Consider the following 25,307-nt stretch of genomic DNA (forward strand, 5'->3'; position numbering starts at 1 on the left):
TCTGTGAGCCTTCAGTTCCACGGATGACGTCGCTTTCCTGCATCGATCTCCGACCCGTATGAGCGATAACCGCCGAAACGTTCGAGTCGGTCAGTTTCGCGGACGGCTCGGATCGCTAACAGCGGTTCGCACAGTGTTGCCCGACACATCCGCTCGTAACCGCGCTTGCACTCGCATGACCCTTTGGACTTGTGAAGGCGCAATATCTGCGCGGTGACGCCAGCCGATGACGCCCGAAGTTGGGAGACCAGCGGGCGACCATCTCACCGGCCCCTTGCGCAGCACGCTCACCACGACCATTCGCGAGGTCTTTGTGGCAGCATTGGGCTTAGTACCCTCGGCTTCTTTATCCCCACCTGATTGAGACATGCAGTCGCAAGATCGATGGGCGCCACGATGAAGTCAGTGTCGTTGAGATATGGGGCCACCGTGGTGCGCACAGGGCGGAATCTGCCAGCGAAGGTTCGATGCACGCCGTAAGGAGGTGCGGCATCCCTTTCGTGGAACTCGGGTACGCGAGAGGCCGGGCCGAGGAGTTCCACACCGATCACGATCTCGTAATCAGAGGCGTGACCATCAGCCGCGGCGTGCACTAACGCGGCGAGCGCGGCGGAGAAGCCTTCGACCGCAACGGTGGGTATTTGATGGGGTTCGTAACGTTTGCCGCTCATGCGGTGTTCGTGGCCGCCCGCACGCCAGGTCAACCCGACTGAGCCGTCATCGAAGACCGCCGCGTGGGCTTCGCGATGCCCGTCGGGATTGGCTGGGGGCAAGTAGTTGCCCGCCAAGGTGGGACGTGGACGATAGATGTCCAGGTCCTCGAGCGGGTTGTATTTCGCTGTGGGACCCGACAGCCACCACTGCGCAACCAACGATGCTCGAGTGGCGACCGAAGTCACGTCCCCTTCAGCTTGAAGCTTGGGGTCCAGCGCGCGTGGACGGGCCACACCCACCATCACGGCATACTTGCCTGCTTCGGACACTGCAGCCATGTCGTCGTAGATCCGCTGCAGCCCTTCCTCGCCTCGGTGCGCCGCTTCAAAGCGCGAACGGTATGCGTTTTCGATCTGTCGCTCCTTCATCCAATGTGTGTCCGCGTTTACGCGCAGCGGTGCGCCGAAGTAATCATTGCGATAGATAAGGTGCGGCCCGTCTGCACTACTTGGGATCACCAGAGCCACAGCTCGGATGTTGGTAGTAGTTGGGATGGAGATGACTTGGACGCCGAACACCGGGGGAGTTATTGCAGCCATGCACGTCTGATGAATGGTGCGCTCGTAGTTCTCCGTTAGTTGGCCCGCGTCGACCCGGCCCGATGCGACCTTGTTCGTCTCGTTGACCCCGAAGACGATGATGCCACCGCTCGCGTTAGCGAAGGCGGCGATGTCCTTTACGATGTCAGATTCGCGGAACTCCTTCTGCGGGGGGAGAGACCCCTTCCAGTCGAGCAAATCGCTTTCCTGGAGGCCGTTGGCAACGGCGGCGTCGATCATGTGGTCGGTGAGAGGACCAGGAAATTCGCCAAGAAGACGATGCAGAGGCGTGTGCAGCATGGCCTCATCATAGGGATTGGACTCAGCCGAGAAATTCCTGCAGCGTCAACACCCGCACCGCCATTAGCACGTTGGACGGGGCAAGACGCGGCCGACGCCATGGCGAGCCAGGCGCCTGACGACTTCGTCGATGCCCCCGTCGAGGCGCGGATTGGCCACATCGTGTGAGAACACTCACGACTGCTTGTCAGCGCCGGGGCTACTGGCCTACTTCCTCACCGGCGCTGACAGCCGTGAAGACGTTGGTTGTTCCACCACCACACGTATTCAATGGTCGCGAGTTCGACTTGCTCGACCGTCCGACGCGCCGCAATAATCTCGCCTGTGAAACGGCGTTTCTGGACGCGTATTCGGCAGGCGTCCGAAGGGCTTAGGATCGATTCCTTCACCTGGACTCCTCCCATAGTGGGGCTCAGGTGGCGGTCGATCGAACCAGGGCGCTTTACGCGCTGCAACGGACGGCGAAGCCAGCCGCTGCTATCTCAGATACATAGACCTCGACGCTCGCAAGCAGTTCGAGTTGCTGAGCGCTGGCTCTCCTGGCGCTCAAGCCTGGTTGCGCTACCGAAATGTTGTAGCGGGGCTGAAGTTGATGTGCGCGGTTGATAAGTTCGTTGAGTTCAGCGACCGACCCGCGAACGAATCCCGAAGGTCGTGAATTCTTGAGCCGATCACGTTCGCGGAGAAGGAGTCTCCGAAGCATGCCTTCGGGATCACGGCGCCACCGGGCTGATTTCATCGATTGTCCGCAGACCTCGTAGAGGTCTTCGATGCGGGCCCCAGGTGAATCCTTATGCGAGTATTTGCAATGGATGAGGTTGACGACTAGGGATCCATCCACCTCGCGTAGCGCCACGATGTCGGCGATCTCACCCGGTCCGTCGTCGTCGATGATGAGATCCCAGTCACCCTCCTCCGTAACCTGGATCATCCTGCCCTGGACTGTCAGCAGATCTCGTTCCTTGCCCCATGACTCTTTGCGGATGTTGACGTCTCGCCAGTCCAGGACTGACTGATGATCGAGTACATAAGGTAGGAGCGCTCGATCTGGCCGCAGCAGGATGCCTGGTGGTTCGACGATCGCATCGCCCTCAAAGTTCACGAGAAGTCCACGGGCTGTGGCTAGCTTCCCAAAGGTCGTATCAGAGCGTTCCCGCTTGACGGTCACATCTACGTCAACTGCGACGCAGCTCAGCCCCGACGCGGGGAGGAGTAGGAGGAACTCCGCATCCCACTCGTCCGTCCTCAGGGTCAGCTTGATACTCTCGTCTGGCCGATGCGGCACAACATCGAGCTCCACAGATGACCATGGAACGTCAATACCGTCGCGACTGAGTACGGCGTTTGCCAAGGCCTCCTCTAAAGCGAGCGTAGACTCCACCGCCAAGACCGTCAGATCCGGCCAGCGATCGATTGGCTGCGGCTTGATGAAGCCAGCAATGAGTGTCTCGACACTGATGGTGTCGTCAAGAAGTTTTGTTCCAATAGCATCGCACCAAGCAGTCCATTCTTTGATGCCTGGCGCAGTCCGATGACTCCACACACGACCTTTTCTAGAACCAGCGATGCTATGAGGAACTCCACCGACAAAGCCACTCCCTGCAATATGTGTTTGGGCCTTGGTCTGCTTCTCTGCAGTGGGGAACCCGTCCGTAACGTCTGCTCCGGTGTAACTCGTGTAGCGTCGCGCACGACTACGAGTATCGAGCAGCCCGACGTTAGTTGGGGTGAGGCGATCAACGCCGTGGAAAACTCTGTAAATTCGCTCTCCATGAATTAGCGAAGCTTCAGGCCCGACCAGAGCAATTGCCATGTCCTCGTGTACGCCATCGTTGTTTGAGCTATTTATGTAGAGAAGTCCGCGGCCGGGGTCCCAGTAGGCGATGTACAGATGGTGCTCAATACCGTCCGCCCCGTCGATAGTTCCCCATCGGACCGCGGCCCGACTTTGCGTCACAAACCAGGTGACGTGGTCTCGCTCACTTACCGGAATGGGAAAGGTGAGGAGCTTAGCTTCGTCATATATCTCATTCAGCTTGGTTGGCGACCAAACCAGGACCGGGCTTCGGTAGACGACAGTACTCATCGCAGGGGTCACGCTGTGAATTGAGACTGGATCCGGATCGTGATTGAACGCCTTCACGAACTCGTCTAGCTCAACCTGCTCATCGACGGCAGCTCGGCTCAGATCTTCGACGATCGAGTTCCAGTCGGCATCCTCCGCATACAGTTGGCGAAGCACATCGATGTGCCGATAGTCCGTCTGTGCAGCGATGACTGTCGCGGAGCCAAGACCGGTCACTCCTCCTCGGGCAAACCGCCCGATGAATTGAAGGGTAATTCCGAGGCTACGGTGCTGGTCGTGCATTGCCGCAATCTTCAGTTGCGGGAGATCGAAACCTTCCCCGAACATATCGACACACACCAGTATTCTCGATGTCCTGTCGTGAAGAGCACCTATCGCATTTTGGCGTTGCTCCCTCTTCGTTCGATTGTGAACGACAACGGGCGCGAATTCAGGTGCAATCGCCTGATAGATCTCCGTGATCGCTTCTGCTCGCGCGATGGTCTTCGCTCGTGCCATAAGGATGTGGTCGGAACCGGAGGCAAGATCTGCTCGCAGCTGACCGGCCGCGGCCATGGCCACGGCCTCATCAGGCGCCAATAGATCGAGCACTGGAAGGTACCCAATAGTGGAAAAATACCCCTCTCGCTGCGCCTCTCGTAGCGGAAAAACGTAGACCATCGACCCGCCAAGATGTTGTCCATCTGCGCGGTGCGGAGTGGCCGTGAACTGGACGACCGGTTTGGGAAGAAAAGCGTCTCTGATGGCTCGCCACGTCGGAGCGCCGACGTGATGGGCTTCGTCGATGAACAAGTGCGAGAAACCGTCAAGAAGCTGCTGTTTCAGACCGGCTTCGCTGCTATCAAGTGCAGGGGGAGTGGTAACTACGACATCGCTGCTGGCAAGGAGTCGATCGACGTCCGCCAGATCGGTTAGAGCACCGCGGAGCCGAGCCACAACCGGGTTCTTCTGTTCTGGGCCAACTAGACCAGTTGCTCGAAGCACCCCAAGAGACTCGAACCGCTCTGCGATTTGGTCTCGGAGGGCATCCGACGGCACGACTACTAGCAGCTTACTGATGCGTGCAGCCACAAGCGCAGCGACCATCGAGTCGGTCTTTCCAGTGCCGGTTGGCATTACGATCGTGGCTGGAACCTTTGGATCAGTGGTCCAATAGCCGAGCAACGCATGAACAGCTCCAACTTGCGGGCGTCGCAGACCGGGCCGTTCCTCCGTCCCTTCGTGTAGATCAAGGACAGCTGGCCAGGACTGCATTGCCACCATTGGCTCGTCTGGAGTCTGGTCCGCGAGAATTCCGCCGTCCTCGAGTCGCTGGCGCGCGATCCAGCGTTTGCTCGTTATTTCCTGCGCGAAGCTTGGAAATGCATCCCCCACTCAGGTCACCTCCATTGAGTAGTTCACTCAGTCTGGTCAATTCGGCGTCAACTGTAGAGAAGCGACACTCCCCCCTATCGGGGGACGAACTGGGCCTGGCGCGGTCCGTCCAGGGCCCCATCGATCATCGAGTGGACCGAGCAGATTGCTTCCCGAAGCCGTGAGACGTTCGCGCATCGGCTTTAGCCAGTTCGAGGCGGTCTAGTACCGCCTCGCGGGTATGCAACCACTCCGGCAGCCAGACGCGCTCGACTTCCGGCCAGTGCATCAAGTTCTTCAGTACCTCGGTAGGGAGGCCGTCGCGGTCGGCGACCGCGCGGCGTGACTTCCAGGAGTCGCCTTCGAGGAGCACCGCCAGCACCGGGCGGTCGGGGGTGTCTGCTGGCGCGATGCTGAGGTCGACTCGGAACTCGGAGAGGCCGACGTCCGTCTTCACGGCGAGGCCGCGCATCCGCAATTCTGCTGCGATGTCGTCTCGGTGGCGATCGAAGATCGTCGTGCGGCGCTCGCCGCCGGCACGCTGCAGCGGGCCAAGTTCAGCGGCAGGAAGCCCTTTTCGTTCACGCTGAACGCGATCGAGAAGTGGCGGTCCGAACGTTAGGATGGGCTCGCGACCTTCAACGGCTGTTGACCTCGCCTTGGGTGGACGATTCCACAACTCGAGCCAAGAGCGAGACGCCGATCAGGACCAACCCGAGGGTCATGCAGATCTCTCGGACGATGATCGCGATGGAGCCGGCGATTGCATGAGGGACATCGGCCGATTGGAAGATCGCCGTCAACCATCCGTCGGTGACCAACGCCAGGGCGGCTCCGGCCGCTGCGAGAATGATGCCCGTGATGAAGATCTGGCGGGCTGTGAGGCGTGGGGGCATGAGCGGCCAGTTCAGGTGGGGTCGGCTGTCGAGGAGTCGCGGCAGAATGACTTCACGTCTGGGCCCAGGCGTGAGAATTCGGATTCGAAGGCGAGATCTTCCGGAGCCAGCCCGCGGAGTTCGGCTGAACCTGGCTTCTGGATCAACGACTCGACTTCGGCCGTGACGCCTGGGAGAACCTTCTCGAAGGCGGCTCTGTCGGAGTCGAACATCGACGCATCCGTCAGATACGTGTAGGCGGTGCTGCTCACGAACTGAGCGCATTCGTCGAGCGGGTCTGGCTGGTAGCCCTTGGGTAGGTCTGGGATCACCTGCGTTGGTGTCAGTGCGACCCCGGCTTGGATGGCGACATCTCCGACAGTCTGGCGGGGCCCGATCGCGAACCAGTTGCTGTCTTGCACGAGCCACTGGCTGTCGGTGTCGACTGCCCAGTCCTGCAGCGCCACCAAGCTGGCGGTCGGTGAGTCGAAGACACGGATCTGAGTGATCGATCCATCGCTGTCGACGCAGATCGTTCCTCTCATCGAGGCCAGGTGGTAGACGTCGTCGTAGAGCGGCAGGGCACGGACGCACGTGAGTGCGACTCCAAGTTTCTCGAGCTGCGTGGCCAGATCGTGCGCCGTGGGGGTCACCGCGCTGGTGCACGATGAGCAGACCAGCACCGCGAGCGAGATCGCTCCTGCCGCGGTGGCTCTACTGCCCCGGCATCTCAATGCCAAGCGATCATCCCAGCGGTCATCAGGCCGGTCGCGTAGGCCTTGAGCTTCTGGTACCCGAAGACGTTGCCCCAGGAGACGTTCTTCGCGCCGCTCTTGCCGCAGCCGACGCCGAAGTAGACAGGCGAGGTAGCCGAGTTGTATCCGAGACCCGAGACGCAGGCTTGCGACCGCGAGAACGGTGCGACCGACCAGGTATAGCCGGCCATTGCTCCTGGTGAGCCGATGTAGGCGCAGGTCGCCTGGGACACGGGGCCATAACCGCCGAGGGGCGGGAAGGATGCTGTGCTGCCGCAGCGGTCGGTCCCCAGGATGTGGCCGTCCCCGCCGGTGATGGTGCCATCGCTGTGGATGACGGGATCGCTCGGGTCGATCGGCTCAACCTGCACCGGGGGTGTGGCTTCGCCTTCGGCCAAAGTGCTGGCGGACGCCGCTACGGGGCCGATCGCCACAGCCGCGCACGTGACGGCAATGGCTGTTGCGACGCAGAAGCGGACCCGCCAGGTGCGGGCATTGGGGACTGTGATCATCGTTGACCCTTCGACTTGAGAGCGCCGCGTTGGGTATCCGTTCCCCGAATGGTGATCACAGTAGGGTAGTGATGAATATTCAGCAAGCGGAGATTGCGGATGCGTCCAGCGGTCGGTTGGAGAGACGGTGATGAGGCCTGTGCCTGAGCTGATCGTGGTCCAGAGGCCGGCGGTGCTGGCGAGCGGCGCTGCCTATGTGCTGTCGTTCGTCGAACTGTGGCCGGAGCAGACGGTCGTGCGTCTTGTTGGACTCGACAGCAGAACAGGACGCGAGCTTCGAGAGTTGAGGATGACGCTATTTGACGACACTGGCGCGGAGTACGCCTGGCGGGCGACCTCGTCGGGCGGCATGGTGCTGCCGGATGAGGTGAGCGTGGGGTTCGACGGCCCACTGTCCGAGGCCGCCGACTGGATCGTCATCAGTGATCCGGGTGGGGCTATCGATGAGCGCATAGCGCTCGACCGACGGCCGGTCTGAACGAACTGATTTATCAGCTCGTACGCCGGCGGCGCCTCGCCGCCATCCGCTCAGGACGCCGACTGGATGATGCCTGCTTCGGCGCGGCGGAGGCGGGCGTTGTCGATGCCCCACTCGAGGGCCGCGTCGAGGCGGGTGCTGATCGCCTCGGTCATTCGGCGGCCGCCGAAGACTGCGAGGGCTTCGCGCTTGAGGTCGGGCTCGGCCAGGCCCGCTGAGGCTTCCGCGACGATGGACATGGCGTTCGCGATCTCGATGAGGGAGACGTGGTCGAGGGAGCGGCCGTCGCCCTGCTGCGAGGAGCGGGCGCCGCGCCAGGTCGTCGGGTCGACGTCGGTCGGCCAGGCGAAGGGCTCGGTGGAGCGGGCCGTCATCTCGGCCGGGACGTGGCGCAGGATGGCTGTGGCACGGGACTGCGCAACCTTGTTCAGGTCGAAGGCGGCAGCCACGAGTTTTGCGAGGCGCACCAGGTGCACCGGGCCTTCGGTTGTCACGATCTCGCGGATCACGGCCTCGACGGCTCGAGCCGCGTCCTGGCGGGGGAGCGCGTCGAGGACTGCGATCGAGCCGACTCGGCGCGGTACCCAGGGCGTGTAGGGGGAGAGGAGGTCGTCGACGGTCGACGTCTGTGCCGCCGTCGCGATCGACCGGAGGAACAGGCCTGGCTCAGCGTCAGCGGTCGGAGTCGGCGGCTCGGCGAAATCCGGCTCGGCATCGTCGAGGTCGAGGTCGTCCTCGAGGGCCTGCTCGACCATCGAGTCGACGCGAGCGATCTGCGAGACATCGTCGGCGGCCGACAGAGCATCAGCGACCGCCAGCTCCAGCCGGTCGAGCACCGCCTCGCGGGCGTGCAGCCACTCCGGGAGCCAGACGCGTTCGACCGACGGCCAGTGCATGAGGTTCTTCAGCACCTCCGTGGGGAGGCCGTCGCGGTCGGCGACCGTGCGGCGGGCCCTCCAGGAGTCGCCGTCGAGGAGGACCGCGAGGAGGGGGCGGTCGGGGGTGGCGGCCGGGGCGATGCTGAGGTCGACACGGAAGTCGGAGAGGCCGACGTCGGTCTTCACGGCCAGGCCGCGCATCCGCAATTCTGCAGCGATGTCGTCTCGGTGGCGGTCGAAGATGGCCGTGCGGCGGGGGTCGGCCTCGAGGGCGTCGGAGCCGCGGGAGGCCATCTCGAGGTAGGACTTCAGGTGCTTCACGCCCACCGAGCTGGTCTGCTCGGCGCGGAGTTCTGAGGGGTCGAAGCTCGCGAAGAGGAGCACCTGGCGGCGGGCTCGGGTGACCGCCACGTTGAGGCGGCGCTCGCCGCCGGCGCGCTGCAGGGGGCCGAAGTTCAGCGGCAGGAAGCCCTTGTCGTTCACGCTGAAGGCGATCGAGAAGAGGATGGCGTCGCGCTCGTCGCCCTGCACGTTCTCAAGGTTCTTCACGAACAGGCCCTCGCTGTCGTGGTCGAGGGCCTTCAGGATGCGCTCGTCGCCGGTGTCGCGCAGCAGGTTCTCGATGAAGTCGCGCTGCTGGGCGTTGAACGTCACCACACCGAGCGACGGGGCCTCGAACTCGGCCAGGGGAACATCGGCCTGGGCGCGGGCGGCGGCGTCGAAGCGGCGGCGGATCTCGGCTACGATCGCCTCGGCCTCGATGCGGTTGGTGCGCAGCTCCTTGCCCTTGCCGGCGCGGTTGAAGACGCCGTTCACGCGCACCATCGAGACGCCGTAGCCGTCGAGGGCGTCGCGCTCGGTCGAGCGGAGGGGCGCCGGGAACGACGAGAGGCGGCTCTCGTAGTAGTGGTGGTTGCTGAAGGTGATGAGCGACTCGTCCTGGCTGCGGTAGTGCCACGACAGCCACTTGCTCGGCACCTGCGACTGCACGCACTCCGAGAGGATCGACTCCTCGTCGGCCACGGCGACCGCCTCGGCCGAGAGCTCGAGCTCGTCGTCGGCGTCGATGGCCGCCTCGCCGAAGCTGGTCGGCGGCATCTGCTTGCTGTCGCCCACCACGACGACGGAGCCGGCGCGGCCCATGGCGCCCACCGCATCCGCCACCCGGATCTGCGAGGCCTCGTCGAACACCACGATGTCGAACAGGCCCGGCTTCGCGGGGAAGAAACGGGCTACCGACTCGGGCGACATCAGGGTGATCGGCAGGATCTGGGTGATCAGCTCGCCGAAGGTGTCGAGCAGGGTGCGCACGCTCATCCCACCCCGCTGGCGTTCGAGCTGGCGGCGCAGCAGGCCGACCTGGCCGGCCGGCGCACTCGAGTCGAAACGCCTGAGCGCCAGCACGTGGGCCGGGATGGCGTTCGGCAGCTCGGCGCGGATTGCCAGCGCACTCGTCGTGAAGCGCTCGATCGAGCGGTTGTGGGCGGTGGGGTCGAAGTCGGCCAGGCCGGTGCTCTGCTCGCGCTCGTCGACGGATGCCGCCGCGAGACCCTTCTCGAACGACAGGCGGGCGTCGTCGGCTGAGAGGTCGCCGGTTTCCAGGGCCTGCACCGCCTCGGTCAAGCCACGGCGGCGGAGCGGTTCGAGGGCTCGGGAGAAGGCGAGCCAGCGGTCGAGGGCGACCGGGGTGGGGGAGTCGACGGCGCGGCCGGGGCGGGTGGCGGCCCAGGCGTCGAAGAAGCTGCGGTGGGCGGGGGCGGCTGTCGGCTCGCTCGTTTGGTGAGCTGTCGCCCAGTCGGCGAGGCCGTTCGCTGTCGTGAGTGCTGCCGCGATGAGGTCGCCCCAGGCGGTGCTCATTGCCGACAGGGCTGCTGAGCGATTCGCGTCGGGTGCGGTGGTCTCGTAGAGGCAGCGGCTCTCGGTGGTGAAGGGGTCGGGCTGGTCGCCGGGGCGCACGCCGATGGTCGAGCCGACCCAGCGCAGCCAGGCGATCTGGGTGCGAGCCGCTTCGGCGTCGCTCGGGCGGAGCGGGTTCCAGGCGGTGGTGAGGTGGACGCCGGGCAGCTGCTGCACGGTGGCGCGGAGGGCGTTCGCGTGCTCGGCCGAGGCGGCGATCTGGCCGGTGAGCGTCGAGAGCTGCTTGAGGTCGACCGCGTCTGGTGCTCTCAGCACCTGGGCGAGGCGGGCCGCGACCGCGCGGCGGCGCTTCTTGCGGCCGAAGAAGCCGGACTGGTCGGCGGCCAGCGCCTCGGCGTGGATGCCCGCCGCATCGAGCGCGATCGCCTCGGGCTGTGCCTGCTGCATCCAGGGCGGCGGGGTCTGCGCGAGAGTGGCGAGCTGGTCGAGGACCAACTGAGCCTGCTGGTTCCAGGGGCTCGTGGTGTCGCGGGCGGCGTCGATCACGGCGAGCGGTTCGCGCTGGTAGCCGTCGATGCGGGACCAGTCGGCGAGCTGCTCGGGGGTCTGCGCCAGGTCGATGAGCTCGGGGGCGTTTCCGGCGTCGGCGGCCGCTGCGATCGCGTTGTCGAGAGTCTTCGCCGCGGCGTGCGTGACGGCTGCGTCGACCGGCGCCTCCGGCCGGTCGACCACGAAGCCCCACGGGTTCACCCGCTGCGGCCGCACGTAGTCGGCCGTCTCGGGCAGGTCACGCAGCGCGGTGCGGATCGCGTCGAAGTCCTCGGGCGAGCCGCCCGCGACGAGCGACGCCGGCACCGGCAGCGCGGGCACGAAGGCGTCGGCCGCCAGCTCGCTCGTGCGCGCCGAATAGAGGGAGAGCCCGGCCGGGTTGCTCTCGTGCAGACGGTCGGCGTAGCGGGAGAGCGTGCGGCGGTTCGAGTTCGCGATCTCGAGGTTCGTCGTGAGGGCGGCGCCGTCGGTCGTCACCCGGTGCTCGAGCGCCGACTTGATCTGCGCGCGCACCGCCGTGGGCCGCGCGCCCTTGTCGTGCAGGTCGAGCGAGAACGGGCCGAGGCCGATCTCCTCGAGGCGGCGCTGCACCACGCTGAGGGCCGCGCGCTTCTCGGCCACGAACAGCACACGCTTGCCGTCGGTGAGCGCCTTCGCGAGCAGGTTCGTGATGGTCTGCGACTTGCCCGTTCCGGGAGGGCCCTCGAGCACGAAGGTGCGGCCCTGCGCGGCCTCGGCGACGGCTTCGAGCTGCGACGAGTCGGCCGGCACCGGGCACTGCGCGCTCAGGGCGTCGAGGTCGACGGTGCCCTCGGCCGCCGGCGGCACCGGGTCGGCGAAGGCCGCGGTCGGCGTCTCGATCAGGTGCTTCACGAGCGGGTTGGCGGCGAGCGACTCCCAGTTCTCGTCGAGGTCCTTCCAGAGCCGGAACTTCGCGAACTGGAGGATGCCCAGATTCACGGTGTCGTCGACCCGGAAGGGCAGTCCGGCATCCAGAACCGCCTGCCGCGTCGCGGTGAACGCGGCCTGCAGGTCGATGCCCGCGCCATCCTGAACCGGCTCGGCCAGCCCCGGGATGCTCAGATCGAACGCCTGACCCAGCTTCTCGAGCAGGCAGTAGTTGGGGGTGGACGCGCCCGACTCGTCGAGCGTGAGCCGGTAGAGCGAGCCGCGGTTGGCCGTCGTCAGCGTGACCGGCACGAGGATGAGCGGCGACCGCAGCTCGCGGTCGTTGAACGTCCAGTGCAGCATGCCGAAGGCGAGGTAGAGGTTGTTGGCGCCGGTCTCCTCGACGATCGTCTTCGCCTTGTAGGCGAGATAGCGCAGCTTCGTGGCGTACGACTCGTCGGTGATGTCGATGTACGCCTCCTTGCGGTCGGCGAGCAGCTGGGCGCGCGTCTCGTCGGGCAGCTCGCGCCCGTACTGGATCTTGCGCTCGCGATCGACGGCGCTGACCGTGTTCGAGGGTCGCAGCGACAGCTGCAGCCCCGAACTGATCTGGTCCTCGAGCTGCGCGAGGGAGCCGCTCGGCACGGCGAGCGAGTAGCCGGCGCGGTCGGTGAAGTTGATCAGCCGGTTGCGCAGGCTCAGGTCGAGCAGCGAGTTCTTCCACTGCGCCACGCGAGGTGGGGCGGATGCTCGCCCCGCCCCCTCACCGCCGGCCGCCGTCGTCGCGCGGCCGTCGCGCGTCGCCACCCGCGGGGCCACCCGGTACTCGGTGACGACCACGCTGCCGTCGGCGTCGACCGACCGGGACGGCAGCGGGAAGATGCTCGCCGACCGCGCCGCGCCCACGTCGACGGCACCGATGAAGGTGCTCGGCGCGCCCTCGATGCGCGCTCTCGCGGCGCTCTTCGCCGCGCTCATCGCCACCTCGGAGTCGCCGGCTCGCTGGTCGGTGACGGCCGTCGTCTCGATCAGCACGATCTGGCCGAGCGCCACGCGGTTGATCAGGTCGGCGGGCTCGAAGTCGACCACTGAGCCCAGCTCGCTGTTGTGCCGCCAGTAGCCGAGGAGGGCGTGGCCGTCGAAGATCCACAGCGTCGAGTTGATGCCCGCCTGCTCGAGGGCGGCGGCGAGCACGACGGTCGTGTCGAGGCAGGTGCCGACCCGGCCTTCGAGCACCTCGGCGGGGGTGCGCACCTTCTGGCCGGTGCCCGCCCAGCTGGCGGGCGGTTCGGCGTACCGGATGCCTCGTTGGCGCATGGCTTCGAAGATCGCCGCGACCGTCGTATCCACCCGGCTCGGATCGTCGAGCTGGTAGCCCGTCATGCTGCGGTCGCCCGTGGCCTGCTCGAGCAGCTCGCCGGCCTCGTGCAGGAGCGGCTGGATCGCGGCGGCGTTCGGCTGCACGTAGGCGGGGAGGAGCTCCATGCCGAGCTGCACCGGGGTCGTGCGCCACTGGGAAGCGGCGAGGACGTCGACGTCTGCGGCTGCCTGCGCGATCAGCGTGCCGTCGGCGTCGCTCAGGCGGGCGGTGATGCGGCCGGGGCGCTGCTCGTCGACGGCGAGCATCGTCGCGGGGTCGAGGTGGAGGGTTCGCTCGTCGAGGGTGATGGTGGCGTGCTCGGCTAGGTCGATCAGGGTGGTGCTCGGGGCGCCGAGGGAGCCGAAGGCGTCGGTGGCCTCGATCACTAGGGTGGCGCCGCGGCGGGCGGGGCCGTCGTTCGTGATGGTGACGGCTTCGAGCGCGGAGAGGCGGGCGTTGGCCAGGGCGTAGCTGACGACGCCGGCGGTCGTGAGCTCGAGCCTCGCCGTGGCCGTGGCCGTGGCCGTGGCCGTGGTCGTGTCCGTTGTCGCTGTCGCTGTCGCTGTTGCCGCCGCCGCCGCTGTCATCTCGTGCTCGCCGGCGCCTTCGGGCGCACGGCTGACTTCAGGGTTGTTGCTGTCCATCGAGCTGCTCCCGGCGCTTCACGGCGATCGAACGCGCAGCGCCCGCCCACCTCGTCACTGCGTCCCACGAGCATACGTCGGGCCGCTGACACGCCGGCACGGGGCCGGCCGGCTCAGCTCTTTTCCGACGGGGCTATGGAGAGTCGCCTGATCTCGGTCATCACCCGATCGCGCTCGTGCGCATCCGCCCGCGTGACGACCTTCTCGAACATCGCGATCAGGGGCGCAAGGTCGTTTTCATCGGATCCCGCGCGAGCGGCCGCGTGGTTCTCCTCGCCGTGGACCGGACGCCAGTCGAGCTGCCAGCCCGCTTCGAGGGCGAGGCGGTTCCAGAAGATCCGCTGCGTCCTGCCATTGCCCTCCCGAAACGGATGAATGTAGTTGATCTTCTCGTAGTGAAAGGCGAGCCGCTGTATGAACGCGTCGCGCCCAAGCCCCGTGAGGTGCTGCTCCTCCGCCAGTTCGCCGAAGCAGATCTCGGCAGCGCGCTCGATGTAGCCGACCGGCAAGAAGAACTGTGCGCCTGGCACGTCTTTTCGAACATCGACCGAGCGAACTTGGCCGGCCCAGTCGAAGACGTCCTGGAACAGGTGCCGATGAATTGCCTTGAACTCGCGGAGATCATTCGTGGGCCTGACCGGATGGTCCAGCAGCTCTACCGCGCGAGCGAACGAGAGATCGGCCTCGGCTTCGGCCAGCTCGGTGGCGGTGACAGCCCCGACGAGGTTGCGGAGGACGGTTGAGCCGGGTATCAGGTACGGGTCGATGAAGTCAGGAGAGGCCATAACGGGCACGGACTCGGTCGACGAGTTCGCTCGAGTCGATCACGCCGGCCACATAGGAGTCAGCATCAGCCCGGGTGTTGTCCGTCACCGTAAGGCCCTCGATCTCGGCGCTGTGAATCGCCGCTTCGACCTGCTGTGCTCGCGTTTCAGTGATGGTCATCGAGATCCTCCTGATGAGCGATTCTATGTGTCACGTCCGACATCCGGAGTGAGCATGGCCCCCGCACTGGTGGAAGCGGACGGTGGCGACGAAGGTTGTGCCCGATCGCGAGGCCGGGGATGTTCCATGTGCCGAGGGGGCCTGAGAAGGCCACGTTCGTGCCCTGGGCTCTCGAGCCCTAGTCGAGGCGGATCACGTCGCGGTCGAGCGGCATCTCGTTCTCGCGATCGGACGGGTCGATGGCCTCGAAGGGGAGCTGGCCGGTGGGCTGGAGGCCGAGGTCGTCGTCCCAGATCCGCTCGGTGATCGAGCCGAGCAGCGTGAAGCGGTCGAACGCCCAGGGCACGCTGTCGGTGGGGAAGAACGTGGGCTCGGTCTGCAGCTGGAAGTGCAGGTGAGGGGTGGACGAGTTGCCGCTCGTGCCGATGAGACCGAGCTCCTGCCCCACCTCCACCGTGTCGCCGACCTTCACCTTCACCGACCCCGGGTCCATGTGCCCGTAGAGCAGGTAGCGGCCGGGCCCGATCTCGACGACGACATGGTTGCCGACGGTCTCGATGATCGGAGGGATGGGCGGCGGCTCGGGAAGCGAGGTGCTGTTCTCGAACTCGTCCACGGCTCGCACGACGGTTCCGGCTGTCGCCGACACGATCGGCTGGCGGTAGGAGAAGTAGCTCTCCGGCTTGCTCGGGTCGCCCTCCCAGGTGACGCCGTCGGCATCCACTTTGTAGAAGTCGATGGCGAAGCGCTGCGGCACGAGGCCCTGGCCGTTGACCGGCGCGAAGCCGTTGCGGTGGTGGGTGTAGTTGCTGCAGCAGCCCTCGCTCATCAGCCAGTCGCCCGCCGCCACGGGCGAGGAGACGACCTGCGCCTCCGCGTCACTGATGGTGGTGGTGTTGATGACGGCGTCGACCGGGATGGTCTGGCCGTCGGGCCGCTGGATGGCGCCGTTCGCGGTGTGCTGCAGGCGGGAGGGCACGGCGTCGGGGTCGACGGCGACGTCGATCCAGGCGATCCACGTCTCCGACTGGTCGATCGTGATCGGGCCGGCCTCGTCGGTGCCCTCCGCGTCGTCTCCCAGGCGTGTGATGGAGCTCTGGGTGTTGTCGGGTCCGATGGTGAGCAGTGCGTCGCCGGTCTCGGGGTCGGCGATGTCGATCGAGTCGACGGCGTAGGGCAGGGAGACGGCGTTCGTGAGGAGCAGCTCGTAGGCGAGATGCACCTTGCCGTCGGTGCCGAGAACGGGCGCGGGCGTCGTGGTGGTCGAGGCCATCAGGGGCGTGAAGGAGGTCTCGGGCGTGAGGTCTTCGCCGTCGGCGACGGGCGTCGGGGTCGGGGCGCCGGCCGAGGGAGTCGCGGCGGCGGGAGTCTGCGATGCGGGGCTTCCGGCCGTGCATCCGGTCAGCAGCAGGATGCCGGCGAGACCGAGCGTGAGCACGGATGCTGCGGCGGCACGTGTTCGGCTGAGAGAGATGCGACGCATGGCGGCTCCGATGTTCGGCCTGACGAAGACGGGTGTGGTGGATGCGCGACGGTCCTGGATGCGGGTTCGGTTTCCTCCACGACCACCGTGGCGTGCTGGCCGACGCGGCACCATAGACCTGAGTCCTCTCCGGTCGAGTGAGGACCTGGGTCTGCGCAGCCATGGCGAGCCACGCCGCCGCGGTCGGAGGGGCCGGGCCGCTGGTCAGTGTGCTCGGGCCGGAGTGGCGATTCGTTCGGCCGCGAAGAGCGCGATGAGGAGCGCCACGACGCCGGTCAGCGCGGCGAGCGGCGCGAGCATCCCGAGCACAGGGACGATCGCGACGAAGATCGTTGCGATCGCCAGGCGGGGGACGTTCCAGGCGCCGAGCAGGCGGCGGGCGAAGGCCGCGGTGCCGGCGAGGTAGCAGGCTGCTCCTCCGCCCAGGGCGGCGGCGCCGAAGAGGCCGAAGGGGTCGGGGGACTCGATGTGGGCCATCGCGACCTCGAGGCCGAGCGCGGCCAGCACGATGCCGGCGACCAGGAGGAGGTGGAGGTAGGTGTACGCGGCGGTGGCCGTTCGCCCGCGGTCGGCGGCGGAGACGGCCAGGAGCGCGTGCTCGGCCTCGCCGCTCAGGCGGGTGAAGTAGGCCCACCAGAGGGCGATGCAGATGAGCATCGACAGGATCACGCCGGCGAGGATGCCGACGCTGATCGGCTCGGTGGCCGCCCCGGTGCCGATGCCGAGGATCGACTCGCCGAGGGCCAGGATGACGATCAGGCCGTGGCGCTCGGTGAAGTGGGCCGTCGAGCGCACGGGCCAGGCGACGCCGACGCTGGTCTTGGCCGAGACGATCGGCTCGATCGCGACGGCGGCGATTGTGAGCCAGAGCTGCCAGGTGCCGCCGAGGAGCGCTCCCGCGATGAGGAGCGCTCCCGACGGGATGACGGAGAGCGCGACGGTAAGGAGGGTGCGCCGACGCAGTAACGGCTCGGCGAGCCAGACGAACACGATCGCGTGGGTCACCCGGGCGACGAGGTAGGCGCCGACGAAGACGAGGGGGCCGACGAGGCCGCCGGGCAGGTCGTCGTAGGCCTCCAGCACCACGAGGCCGGCGACGAACATCGCCGTCATGCCGACGATCATCGCCACGCGCACCACGCCCCGGTCGGCGTGGGCGATGTTGGTGAGCCAGCCGTACGACGTCCACGCCCACCACAGCAGCGCGAGGATGACCAGCGCCTGCAGGATGCCGAGGGCGTCGTGCTGCTGCGCCATCAGGCGGCTGAGCTGGGTGAAGGCGAACACGAAGGCCAGGTCGAAGAAGAACTCGAGGGTGGTGACGCGGTCGCCTTCGCGGCTGGTGACGGCGGCAGTTGCGAACCGGGCGCTCACAGCGCGTAGCCGCCGGTCGCGAGGATGTCCTCGCCGGTGATCCAGGCCGAGTCGTCGGAGACCAGGAACGCGATGACCTTCCCGATGTCGGCCGGCTCGCCGATGCGGCCGAACGCGGTCTTGGCGGCGAGCCCGTCGATCACCTCGGGGAACCGCTCGAAGGCGTTGTCGCCGAGACGGGTGCGGGTCGGTCCGGGCGAGACCGAGTTCACGCGGATCGCCCGGCCGCTCAGCTCCTTCGCGAGGTACCGGGTGGCGGTGGCGAGGCCGCCCTTCATCGCCGCGTACCCCGAGTAGCCGGGCTCGGTGTCGCCCGGCCGCACCGAGCTGCTGGAGGTGTTGACGATCGCGCCGCCGTGCCCGATCAGCGGTAGGAGCGCCTGGGTGAGGAAGTACGGGCCGCGCAGCAGCACGCGGTAGTAGGCGTCGAACGCGTCCTCGGTCATCTCCTCGAAGGCCATACCGCCGCCGAAGCCGGCGTTGTTGACCAGGGCGTGGATGCTCGTAGCGCCCCATTCGCTGCTCAGCACCCGTGTGAGGGCGGTCGTGAACGCGGGGAAGGTGTCGATGCGGCCGATGTCGAGGGGGAGTGCGACGGCGGTGCCGCCGGCCTCCCGGATCTCCTCGACGGTGCGCTCGGCACCCTCGGGGCGGGCGTTGTAGGTGGCGGCGACGCCCATGCCGCGGGCGGCGATCTCGATGGCGGCGCCGCGTCCGATGCCGGAGCTCGCTCCGGTGACGACGACGATCTTCTGGTTGCTGGTCTGTTCGCTCATGCCTTCAGCCAAGCGGCGGCGGCCTGTGACGGGTTAGGGGAATCCGCTCGACTCCTCGCACAGAACTGCTGCGCACGCCAGAAATGGATGCTCCTCGCCTGAGTTACTGCTTCACTCGTCTCATGTCGTTCGACGAGTTCCGCAGCCGCGTGGCGCAGCACGCCCCGGGCGGCATCAGCCCGACCGCCATTCCCGGCGTGCTCGTGTCGCGGATGGACGACGGGGGCTCGCAGGACGAGTCCACGACCGGCACGATCCTCGCCGTCGTCGCGCAGGGCACCAAGCGCATCTCCGTCGGAGGGGCGGTGCACGATTACGGCGCCGGCCAGTACCTCGTCGCCTCGGTCGACCTCCCCGTCTCGGGGCACTTCACCGACGCTTCGCGTGAGCATCCGGCGCTGGGCTTCGGCCTCGAGCTGCGCCCTGAGGTCATCGCCGAGCTGATGCTCACCGCAGCCGCGGCTGACTTTCCCCGGCCGTCTCGGGGGCCATCGCCGTCGGCGCTCGCCGTGGGGGACACCTCGCCTCGGCTGCTCGACGCTGTGCTCCGGATGCTCCGGCTGCTCGATCATCCCCGAGACATCCCGGTGCTCGCCCCGCTGATCGAGCGCGAGATCCTCTGGCTGATCATGTCGGGCGAGCAGGGCGCGACCGTGCGCCAGCTCGGCCTCGCCGACAGCAGTCTGAGCCGCGTGCGTCACGTCGTCCGCTGGATGCGGGAGCACTTCGCCGAGTCGCTCCGAGTCGACGACCTCGCGTCGCTCGCGCGGATGAGCCCCTCGGCGTTCCACCGGGCATTCCACGCGGTGACGTCGATGAGCCCGATCCAGTACCAGAAGAGCATCCGCCTGCAGGAGGCTCGCCTGCGCCTGATCGCGGGCACCGGCTCCGGCTCCGGCGACGTCGGCGCCACCGCTTACGCGGTCGGCTACGACAGCCCCTCCCAGTTCAGCCGCGAGTACCGCCGCGCCTTCGGCGCGTCCCCCACCCAAGACGCCGCCGCCCTCCGCGCCCCCGCCTCCGCCCGACTTTAGCTAGTCTCGCGGACGACCGAGGGCGACTGGCGCGCGGTGGACGACCTCGTAGCCGCGACCTCACACCACCCCCGCCGCCCCGTGAGCGAACGGTAACGCAACCGCACAGGCGCCGACACAGCCGCGAAACCGCCGCCCCCTAGCGTCGGAGACACCCGCCGATGAGCGGGGTCCACGTCCGAAGGGGAAGGCCGTCCATGTCCTACGTGAAGCCCGTCGAGCTCGTCTCGACCATGATCGACGCGGGGGAGACGAAGATCTTCCTGTCGACCCGCGACACCATCGTCCGAGCGATCATGGGCGGGGCGCTGCTCACCATCGCCGCCGCGTTCGCCATCACCGTGAGCGTCACCACGGGCATCCCGCTGCTGGGAGCCGTGCTCTTCCCGGTCGGGTTCATCATGCTGTACCTGCTCGGCTACGACCTGCTCACCGGGGTGTTCGTGCTGGGCCCGCTGGCCTGGCTCGACAAGCGCCCCGGCGTCACCATCGGCGGCGTGCTGCGCAACTGGGGGCTGGTGTTCGTCGGCAACTTCATCGGGGCGTTCACCGTGGCGCTCTTGATGGCGATCGTCGTGACCTACGGGTTCTCGGTGCCGCCGAACGAGGTCGGCGAGGCCATCGGCCACATCGGCGAGGGCCGCACGGTCGGGTACGCCGAGCACGGCGCCGCCGGCATGCTGACGCTGTTCATCCGCGGCGTGCTCTGCAACTGGATGGTCTCCACCGGCATCGCCATGTCGATGATCGCGAAGGACGTCCCCGGCAAGGTCATCGCCATGTGGATGCCCATCATGCTCTTCTTCTTCATGGGCTTCGAGCACTCCATCGTGAACATGTTCCTGTTCCCGGCCGGCCTGATGCTCGGCGGCGACTTCACGATCACCGACTACCTGATCTGGAACGAGATCCCCACCGTGCTCGGCAATCTCGTCGGCGGCCTCGTCTTCACGGCCCTGCCGCTCTACCTCACCTACGCCCGCACGAAGGCGCCCCGCACGCCCACCACGCGACGGCTCGACGGGTCGAAGAAGGCGGCGTCGAGCATCCGTCGCCCGGTCGCCTCACGCCGCCCGTCGGTGGTGCGGTCGCAGGATGCGGTGCTCACCAGCGACGCCGCGCTCGCCACCGACTGACCGCCCACAAGCACGAAACCAAGCAGAACGAGATGAACGAGAAGAACGGATGCTCGTGAGCACGACAGGCGAAGCGGGGCTACACGTCGAGACGGTAGCCCCGCTTCACCACCGTCGCCACGATCTTCGGCGCCGGCAGTGCCTGGCGCAGCCGGCTCAGCGCCATCTCGAGCGCGTGCTCGTCACCCCCGGCTTGCAGGGTCTCGGCCAGCACGGCGCGCGAGACCACCGCTCCCTTCGCCGCGACGAGCGAGCGCAGCAGGGCGAGCGCGGTGGGCGGCAGCGTCACGGTCGAGCCGTCCACCGAGGCGGTGCTGCCGCGCAGCTCGACGAGACCGTGCTTCGTCTCGACGCGCGCGACTTGGTTCTGCTCGAGCCACTCGCAGACCAGGCGGATCAGCGCACCCATCCGGAAACGCTCCGGCTGGATCGGCTGCACGCCGAGCGCGAGCAGCGGAGCGGCGGTGACGGGGCCGACGACGGCGGCCACGACCGGGCCGCGGAAGGCGTCCAGCAGCGGGTCGAGCTGGCCGAGCAGCTCGGCGGCCGAGAGCAGCGCGTCGACCGCGGGGGCGCTGGTGAAGGTGACGCAGTCGAGCTGGCCGGCACAGATGGCGTCGACGAGCCGGGTCACGCGGTGGTCGTCGTTCTTCGGCGCCGACCACTGGTAGGGCGCCACCGTGAGGACGGTGTAGCCGGCGTCGCGCAGGCGGTCGAGCTGCTGCTCGTCCGTCGAACCGTGCAGCTGCACGGCCACGGTGAGGCCCGGCGGATGTTCGGCCAGCACCTTCGACACGAGCGACGCCGTGGTCTCCTCGTCGCTCATCCCCGCGTCGTCGAGGTCGGCGGCCCGGATCGCCCCGCGCGCCTTGGGTCCCCGCACCAGGATGTCGGCGGCCTCGAGCGTCTCGAGCAGCGGCTGCCCGAGCCCCGTGGAGTCGGCGATCTCGAACCAGCGGCGCAGGCCGTAGCTCGTGGTCGCGAGCAGCAGTTGCGGGCGCGCGGCGATGATGGCGCGCGTCTCGGCGACGATCACCTCGTCGTGCGGGGAGTGCGTGATGCGGATCGTCGGCGCGTGCACGACGGTGGCTCCGCGGCGCTCGAAGGCGTCGATGAGGTCCTGCGAGCGGCGGTCGCTCGTGACGCCGATGCGGAAGCCGGTGAGCTGGGTGGGGCGGAACCCCGGCACGTCGGACATCCGGCGCCCTAGCTGCCGGCCAGCGCGACGAGAGAGTCGATGCGCGCGACCGCGGCCTCGTCGCCCGCCTGCGCCACCGACACGACCTCGCCGATCACGAGGACCGCGGGCGAGGCGATGCCCACCCGGTGCGAGTCGTGCAGGATGCCTGCGAGCGAGCTCACCGTCGTGCGCGAGCTGGGGCTGAACCCGCGCTCGATCGCGGCGACCGGCATGTCGGCGCGCATCCCGTGCCGTCTCAGCCCGGCGGTGATCGAGGGCAGATTGGTGATGCCCATGAGCACCACGATGGTGCCGCCGAGGCCTGCCAGGTGCTCGAACTCGCTCTCGGTGAAGGGCGCGTGGCCCGAGATGACGGTGAAGGCGTGGCTGATGCCGCGGTGGGTCAATGGGATGCCCGCGGACGCCGGCACCGCCAGCGCACTCGAGACCCCGGGCACGACCCGCGTCGGGATGCCCGCCGCCCGGCACGCCAGCAGCTCCTCGCCGCCGCGGCCGAACACGAAGGGGTCGCCGCCCTTGAGGCGCACGACGCGCTTGCCTTCCAGCGCGTGCTCGACCATCAGCTGCTCGATCTCGCGCTGGCTCACGGGGTGGTGGTGCGGGCGCTTGCCGACGTCGATCAGCTGCGCGTGCGGCGCGAGGCGGTCGAGGTTCTCGTGCGGGGCGAGGCGGTCGTAGAGCACGACGTCGGCGCGCTCGAGCTCTCTCAGCGCGGCGACGGTGAGCAGCTCCTCGTCGCCGGGGCCGCCGCCGACGATGGCTACGTGCCCTCCGTTCGCCGGTTCGCGGGTTCCGGATGCTCGTACCTCGGTCATGCGGACTCCTCCGGTCGTGGGGCGGTGGTGGTGTGGCCGTGGGTGGTCGGTGTCGGGGTGGGTGCGGCGGTCGCGGTCGCTGTAGCGGTGGACTCGCGCTCGCGCACCGGGAGTCGGGTGCCGGCCACGAGCACGGTGCCCGCGGCGCGCTCGGCGTCGGTGGCCGGGCGCAGCTGGCCGCGCTCCTCGACGCGGGCGAACGAGGGGTCGCCCTCGGTGGGCGCGTTGACGAAGGAGCGGAAGCGGCGCAGGCGCTCGGGGTCGGCCAGCGTCGCCGCCCACTCGTCCTCGTAGCCCTCGACGTGCGTGGCCATTGCCGCCTCGAGCTCCTCGGCGAGGCCGAGCGAGTCCTCCACGACCACCTCGCGCACGTGGTCGAGGCCGCCGTCGAGCTCGTCCATCCACCGGGCGGTGCGCTGCAGGCGGTCGGCCGTGCGGATGTAGTACATGAGGTATCGGTCGATGTAGCGCACGAGGGTCTCATCGTCGAGATCGCTGGCGAGCAGCTGGGCGTGAGCGGGCTGGAATCCGCCGTTGCCGCCGACGTAGAGGTTCCAGCCCTGGTCGGTCGCGATCACGCCGACGTCCTTGCTGCGGGCCTCGGCGCACTCGCGCGCGCATCCGGAGACCCCGAGCTTGAACTTGTGGGGTGCGCGCAGGCCCCGGTAGCGCAGCTCGAGGTGCACGGCCATGCCGACGGAGTCCTGCACGCCGAAACGGCACCAGGTGGAGCCGACGCAGCTCTTCACCGTGCGGAGCGACTTGCCGTAGGCCTGGCCCGACTCGAAGCCGGCGTCGACGAGCTTCTTCCAGATCTCAGGCAGCTGCTCGAGACGGGCACCGAAGAGGTCGATGCGTTGGCCGCCGGTGATCTTCGTGTACAGCTGGTACTCGGTGGCGACCCGGGCGATGACGCCGAGTTTCTCGGGGGTGATCTCGCCGCCCGGGATGCGGGGGACGACCGAGTAGGTGCCGTCCTTCTGCATGTTGGCGAGGGCGCGGTCGTTGGTGTCCTGGAGGGATCCGCGGCCGGAGTCGAGCACGTACTCGCCGCGCTGGCTCGCCAGGATCGAGGCGACCACCGGCTTGCAGATGTCGCAGCCGCGGCCGGTGCCGAAGCGCGCGACGATCTCGTCGAAGCTCGCCAGCTCGAGCACGCGCACCGAGTCGAAGAGCTCCTGGCGGGAGAGGGGGAAGTGCTCGCAGAGGGCGCGGCTGACGGCGACACCGTTCTTCTCGAGCTCGGTCTCGAGGATCTTCTTCACCAGGGGCACGCAGGAGCCGCACTGGGTGCCGGCGCGGGTGCAGCTCTTGAGGGTGGAGAGGTCGGTGCATCCGTCTTCATGTTCGGTGCCGTTGATTGCGGTTCGGACCGTGCCGGCGGTGACGTTGTTGCAGGAGCAGATCAGGGCGTCGTCGGGGAGGCCGGTGCCGGTGGGCGGCTCGGCACCGGCGGCCGAGAGGTAGGCGGCGGGCTCGGCGTCGAGGGTGCGGCCGACCAGCGGGCGGAGCGCGGAGTAGGGGCTCGCGTCACCGACGAACATGCCGCCGAGGAGGGTGCGGGCATCGTCGCTGACGACGATCTTCTGGTAGAGGCCGCGGGCGGGGTCGGCGTAGACGATCTCCAGGGCGCCGTCGCCGGCGGCCATCGCGTCGCCGAACGCGGCGACCTCGACACCCGAGAGCTTGAGCTTCGTGGCGTCGTCGATCGTGGTGAACTCGGCGTCGCCGCCGAGCAGGCGGTCGGCGACGGTCTCGGCCATGGCGTTGGCGGGGGCGACGAGGCCGACGCAGCGTCCGTCGACGGAGGCGACCTCGCCGATGGCGAAGACATGGGGGTCGCTCGAGCGGCAGGCCGTGTCGACCGCGACGCCGCCGCGGGGGCCGAGCTCGAGGCCGGCGTCGCGGGCGAGCTCGTCGCGGGGGGTGATGCCGATGGCGAAGACCACGAGGTCGGCGGGGAGGGTCTGGCCGTTGGCGAGCTTGACGGCGGTGACGGTCTGCGCCCGGCGGTGGTCGAGGTCGTGGTCGTGGTCGTCACCGCGGTCGCATTCGTCGTCGTCGGCGAGCAGGATCGCGCGCGGGCGGGTGCCGAGCTCGAGGGCGATGTTCTGGGCGGCGATGAGGCGGCCGAGGGCCTGGCCGGCTCCCTCGTCGAGCTGCGCCGACATCAGCCACGAGCCGGAGTGGACGACGGTGGAGGAGGCGCCGAGGCGCTGCAGTCCGCCCGCGGCCTCGAGGCCGAGCAAGCCGCCCCCGGCGACGACTGCGCGCGGCGCCCGGCCGAGTCGCTCGGTGAGCGCGGCCACCTCGCTGCGGAGCGCATCCACGTCGTCGATCGTGCGATAGACGCGCACCTGCTCGCTGCCGGGGATGGCGGGGACGGGGGCGCTCGAGCCGGTCGCCAGCACGAGCTCGTCGTAGGGGAGCACCTCACCGCCGGCCAGCACGACCCGCTGAGCCGCGGTGTCGAGCGCGACCGCGCGCTCGTTGCGCCGCAGCACGACCGACTCGGCACCCCAGTGCGTGGTCGGCTCGAGGACGAGGTCGTCGGTGGGGTCGTCGAGTCGGCGGGTCAGCGCCACGCGGTCGTAGGGGAGGTGCTGCTCCTCGGCGACGACGACGATCTCGACGGTGCGGCCGGCGTCGCGGGCGAGCAGGGAGTCGACGAGGCGGTGCGCGGCCGGGCCTCCGCCGATCACGACGACGCGGCGGCGAGGGGAAGGAGGAGTCGTCATGCGGCGAGCCTAGGGAT

Annotated in this window: 20 protein-coding genes; 4 read left to right on the top strand and 16 right to left on the bottom strand. The window is 67.9% G+C overall.

The genetic code is table 11. The features are described from left to right. Window positions 1-287: 287 nt before the first annotated feature. The 4 genes from HQQ85_RS00655 to HQQ85_RS21505 all read right to left on the bottom strand — a co-directional run bounded on the left by HQQ85_RS00655 (window position 288) and on the right by HQQ85_RS21505 (window position 5,464). Window positions 288-1,553, bottom strand: coding sequence for a helix-turn-helix domain-containing protein (locus HQQ85_RS00655; RefSeq protein ID WP_173180592.1), 1,266 nt, complete (start codon window positions 1,551-1,553; stop codon window positions 288-290). Window positions 1,554-1,768: 215 nt separating this feature from the next. Further along, a complete protein-coding gene (locus HQQ85_RS00660) occupies window positions 1,769-1,942 on the bottom strand; it encodes an IS3 family transposase (protein WP_173180593.1) in 174 nt (57 codons plus the stop codon). A 53-nt stretch (window positions 1,943-1,995) separates the two neighbouring features. Further along, complete coding sequence (locus tag HQQ85_RS00665) at window positions 1,996-4,902, bottom strand: DEAD/DEAH box helicase (protein ID WP_371741791.1); 2,907 nt, start codon at window positions 4,900-4,902, stop codon at window positions 1,996-1,998. Window positions 4,903-5,137: 235 nt separating this feature from the next. Then, window positions 5,138-5,464: a hypothetical protein gene (locus tag HQQ85_RS21505; RefSeq protein WP_173180595.1), complete on the bottom strand. Its 327-nt coding sequence runs from the start codon at window positions 5,462-5,464 to the stop codon at window positions 5,138-5,140. A gap of 27 nt (window positions 5,465-5,491) precedes the next feature. Here HQQ85_RS21505 and HQQ85_RS21510 point away from each other — a divergent pair, with 27 nt between their 5' ends. Further along, the gene (locus HQQ85_RS21510) at window positions 5,492-5,614 is read left to right on the top strand and encodes a hypothetical protein (RefSeq protein WP_371741708.1); all 123 of its coding nucleotides are present in this window, start codon (window positions 5,492-5,494) and stop codon (window positions 5,612-5,614) included. A gap of 16 nt (window positions 5,615-5,630) precedes the next feature. On the opposite strand, the gene HQQ85_RS00675 is transcribed toward HQQ85_RS21510, so the two are convergent. The 3 genes from HQQ85_RS00675 to HQQ85_RS00685 form a co-directional block, all read right to left on the bottom strand. Further along, the gene (locus HQQ85_RS00675; RefSeq protein ID WP_173180596.1) at window positions 5,631-5,888 is read right to left on the bottom strand and encodes a hypothetical protein; all 258 of its coding nucleotides are present in this window, start codon (window positions 5,886-5,888) and stop codon (window positions 5,631-5,633) included. Window positions 5,889-5,899: 11 nt separating this feature from the next. Beyond that, window positions 5,900-6,520, bottom strand: coding sequence for a hypothetical protein (locus HQQ85_RS00680; RefSeq protein WP_173180597.1), 621 nt, complete (start codon window positions 6,518-6,520; stop codon window positions 5,900-5,902). A 77-nt stretch (window positions 6,521-6,597) separates the two neighbouring features. Then, a complete protein-coding gene (locus tag HQQ85_RS00685; protein WP_173180598.1) occupies window positions 6,598-7,134 on the bottom strand; it encodes a hypothetical protein in 537 nt (178 codons plus the stop codon). A gap of 139 nt (window positions 7,135-7,273) precedes the next feature. Here HQQ85_RS00685 and HQQ85_RS00690 point away from each other — a divergent pair, with 139 nt between their 5' ends. Next, window positions 7,274-7,612 (top strand): hypothetical protein, encoded by a 339-nt coding sequence (locus tag HQQ85_RS00690; protein ID WP_173180599.1) that lies wholly within the window; start codon window positions 7,274-7,276, stop codon window positions 7,610-7,612. Window positions 7,613-7,662: 50 nt separating this feature from the next. Here HQQ85_RS00690 and HQQ85_RS00695 read toward each other — a convergent pair whose 3' ends face one another. The 6 genes from HQQ85_RS00695 to HQQ85_RS00720 all read right to left on the bottom strand — a co-directional run bounded on the left by HQQ85_RS00695 (window position 7,663) and on the right by HQQ85_RS00720 (window position 18,366). Next, a complete protein-coding gene (locus HQQ85_RS00695) occupies window positions 7,663-13,788 on the bottom strand; it encodes a DUF4011 domain-containing protein (protein WP_216851390.1) in 6,126 nt (2,041 codons plus the stop codon). A 113-nt stretch (window positions 13,789-13,901) separates the two neighbouring features. Continuing rightward, window positions 13,902-14,573 (bottom strand): Fic family protein, encoded by a 672-nt coding sequence (locus tag HQQ85_RS00700; RefSeq protein WP_173180600.1) that lies wholly within the window; start codon window positions 14,571-14,573, stop codon window positions 13,902-13,904. After that, a complete protein-coding gene (locus HQQ85_RS00705) occupies window positions 14,560-14,733 on the bottom strand; it encodes an antitoxin VbhA family protein (RefSeq protein WP_173180601.1) in 174 nt (57 codons plus the stop codon). Before HQQ85_RS00705 ends, HQQ85_RS00700 begins: the two co-directional genes overlap by 14 nt. A gap of 178 nt (window positions 14,734-14,911) precedes the next feature. Further along, on the bottom strand, window positions 14,912-16,216 hold the full coding sequence (locus HQQ85_RS00710) for a M23 family metallopeptidase (RefSeq protein WP_173180602.1): 1,305 nt from the start codon (window positions 16,214-16,216) through the stop codon (window positions 14,912-14,914). Window positions 16,217-16,420: 204 nt separating this feature from the next. Continuing rightward, window positions 16,421-17,590 carry a low temperature requirement protein A gene (locus HQQ85_RS00715; RefSeq protein ID WP_173180603.1) on the bottom strand — a complete coding sequence of 390 codons (1,170 nt, stop codon included), beginning with the start codon at window positions 17,588-17,590 and terminating at the stop codon, window positions 16,421-16,423. Then, window positions 17,587-18,366, bottom strand: a complete 780-nt coding sequence (locus tag HQQ85_RS00720; protein WP_173180604.1) for an SDR family NAD(P)-dependent oxidoreductase — start codon at window positions 18,364-18,366, stop codon at window positions 17,587-17,589. The genes HQQ85_RS00715 and HQQ85_RS00720 overlap by 4 nt, the downstream gene beginning before the upstream one ends. 122 nt (window positions 18,367-18,488) lie before the next feature. On the opposite strand from HQQ85_RS00720, the gene HQQ85_RS00725 reads away from it, so the two are divergent. Together HQQ85_RS00725 and HQQ85_RS00730 are read left to right on the top strand one after the other, a co-directional pair. Beyond that, window positions 18,489-19,400: an AraC family transcriptional regulator gene (locus HQQ85_RS00725; protein WP_173180605.1), complete on the top strand. Its 912-nt coding sequence runs from the start codon at window positions 18,489-18,491 to the stop codon at window positions 19,398-19,400. 197 nt (window positions 19,401-19,597) lie between these two features. Continuing rightward, entirely contained in the window at window positions 19,598-20,536 is a 939-nt protein-coding gene (locus HQQ85_RS00730) for a formate/nitrite transporter family protein (RefSeq protein WP_173180606.1), read from the top strand. Window positions 20,537-20,615: 79 nt separating this feature from the next. Here the strand turns inward: HQQ85_RS00730 and HQQ85_RS00735 are convergent, their stop codons facing one another. Genes HQQ85_RS00735 through nirB form a run of 3 tightly spaced genes read right to left on the bottom strand, consistent with a single transcriptional unit; the run spans window position 20,616 to window position 25,290 of the window. Then, window positions 20,616-21,734 (bottom strand): uroporphyrinogen-III synthase, encoded by a 1,119-nt coding sequence (locus HQQ85_RS00735; RefSeq protein WP_173180607.1) that lies wholly within the window; start codon window positions 21,732-21,734, stop codon window positions 20,616-20,618. An 8-nt stretch (window positions 21,735-21,742) separates the two neighbouring features. Further along, window positions 21,743-22,552, bottom strand: coding sequence for a uroporphyrinogen-III C-methyltransferase (gene cobA / locus HQQ85_RS00740; RefSeq protein WP_173180608.1), 810 nt, complete (start codon window positions 22,550-22,552; stop codon window positions 21,743-21,745). Next, entirely contained in the window at window positions 22,549-25,290 is a 2,742-nt protein-coding gene (gene nirB / locus HQQ85_RS00745) for a nitrite reductase large subunit NirB (RefSeq protein ID WP_173180609.1), read from the bottom strand. The genes cobA and nirB overlap by 4 nt, the downstream gene beginning before the upstream one ends. Between the last annotated feature and the right edge of the window lie 17 nt (window positions 25,291-25,307).

This window comes from Herbiconiux sp. VKM Ac-2851, from assembly GCF_013205105.1.
Lineage (GTDB): Bacteria > Actinomycetota > Actinomycetes > Actinomycetales > Microbacteriaceae > Herbiconiux > Herbiconiux flava.

Bases quoted from the DNA above. Each gene is read 5' to 3' on its own strand.
- HQQ85_RS00720 (WP_173180604.1), bottom strand. From the start codon at position 18,366: ATGAGCGAACAGACCAGCAACCAGAAGATCGTCGTCGTCACCGGAGCG.
- HQQ85_RS00665 (WP_371741791.1), bottom strand. From the start codon at position 4,902: ATGGTGGCAATGCAGTCCTGGCCAGCTGTCCTTGATCTACACGAAGGG.
- HQQ85_RS00700 (WP_173180600.1), bottom strand. From the start codon at position 14,573: ATGGCCTCTCCTGACTTCATCGACCCGTACCTGATACCCGGCTCAACC.
- HQQ85_RS00725 (WP_173180605.1), top strand. From the start codon at position 18,489: ATGTCGTTCGACGAGTTCCGCAGCCGCGTGGCGCAGCACGCCCCGGGC.
- HQQ85_RS00695 (WP_216851390.1), bottom strand. From the start codon at position 13,788: ATGGACAGCAACAACCCTGAAGTCAGCCGTGCGCCCGAAGGCGCCGGC.
- nirB (WP_173180609.1), bottom strand. From the start codon at position 25,290: ATGACGACTCCTCCTTCCCCTCGCCGCCGCGTCGTCGTGATCGGCGGA.
- HQQ85_RS00710 (WP_173180602.1), bottom strand. From the start codon at position 16,216: ATGCGTCGCATCTCTCTCAGCCGAACACGTGCCGCCGCAGCATCCGTG.
- HQQ85_RS00675 (WP_173180596.1), bottom strand. From the start codon at position 5,888: ATGCCCCCACGCCTCACAGCCCGCCAGATCTTCATCACGGGCATCATT.
- HQQ85_RS00705 (WP_173180601.1), bottom strand. From the start codon at position 14,733: ATGACCATCACTGAAACGCGAGCACAGCAGGTCGAAGCGGCGATTCAC.
- HQQ85_RS21505 (WP_173180595.1), bottom strand. From the start codon at position 5,464: ATGCGCGGCCTCGCCGTGAAGACGGACGTCGGCCTCTCCGAGTTCCGA.
- HQQ85_RS00685 (WP_173180598.1), bottom strand. From the start codon at position 7,134: ATGATCACAGTCCCCAATGCCCGCACCTGGCGGGTCCGCTTCTGCGTC.
- cobA (WP_173180608.1), bottom strand. From the start codon at position 22,552: ATGACCGAGGTACGAGCATCCGGAACCCGCGAACCGGCGAACGGAGGG.
- HQQ85_RS00655 (WP_173180592.1), bottom strand. From the start codon at position 1,553: ATGCTGCACACGCCTCTGCATCGTCTTCTTGGCGAATTTCCTGGTCCT.
- HQQ85_RS00730 (WP_173180606.1), top strand. From the start codon at position 19,598: ATGTCCTACGTGAAGCCCGTCGAGCTCGTCTCGACCATGATCGACGCG.
- HQQ85_RS00735 (WP_173180607.1), bottom strand. From the start codon at position 21,734: ATGTCCGACGTGCCGGGGTTCCGCCCCACCCAGCTCACCGGCTTCCGC.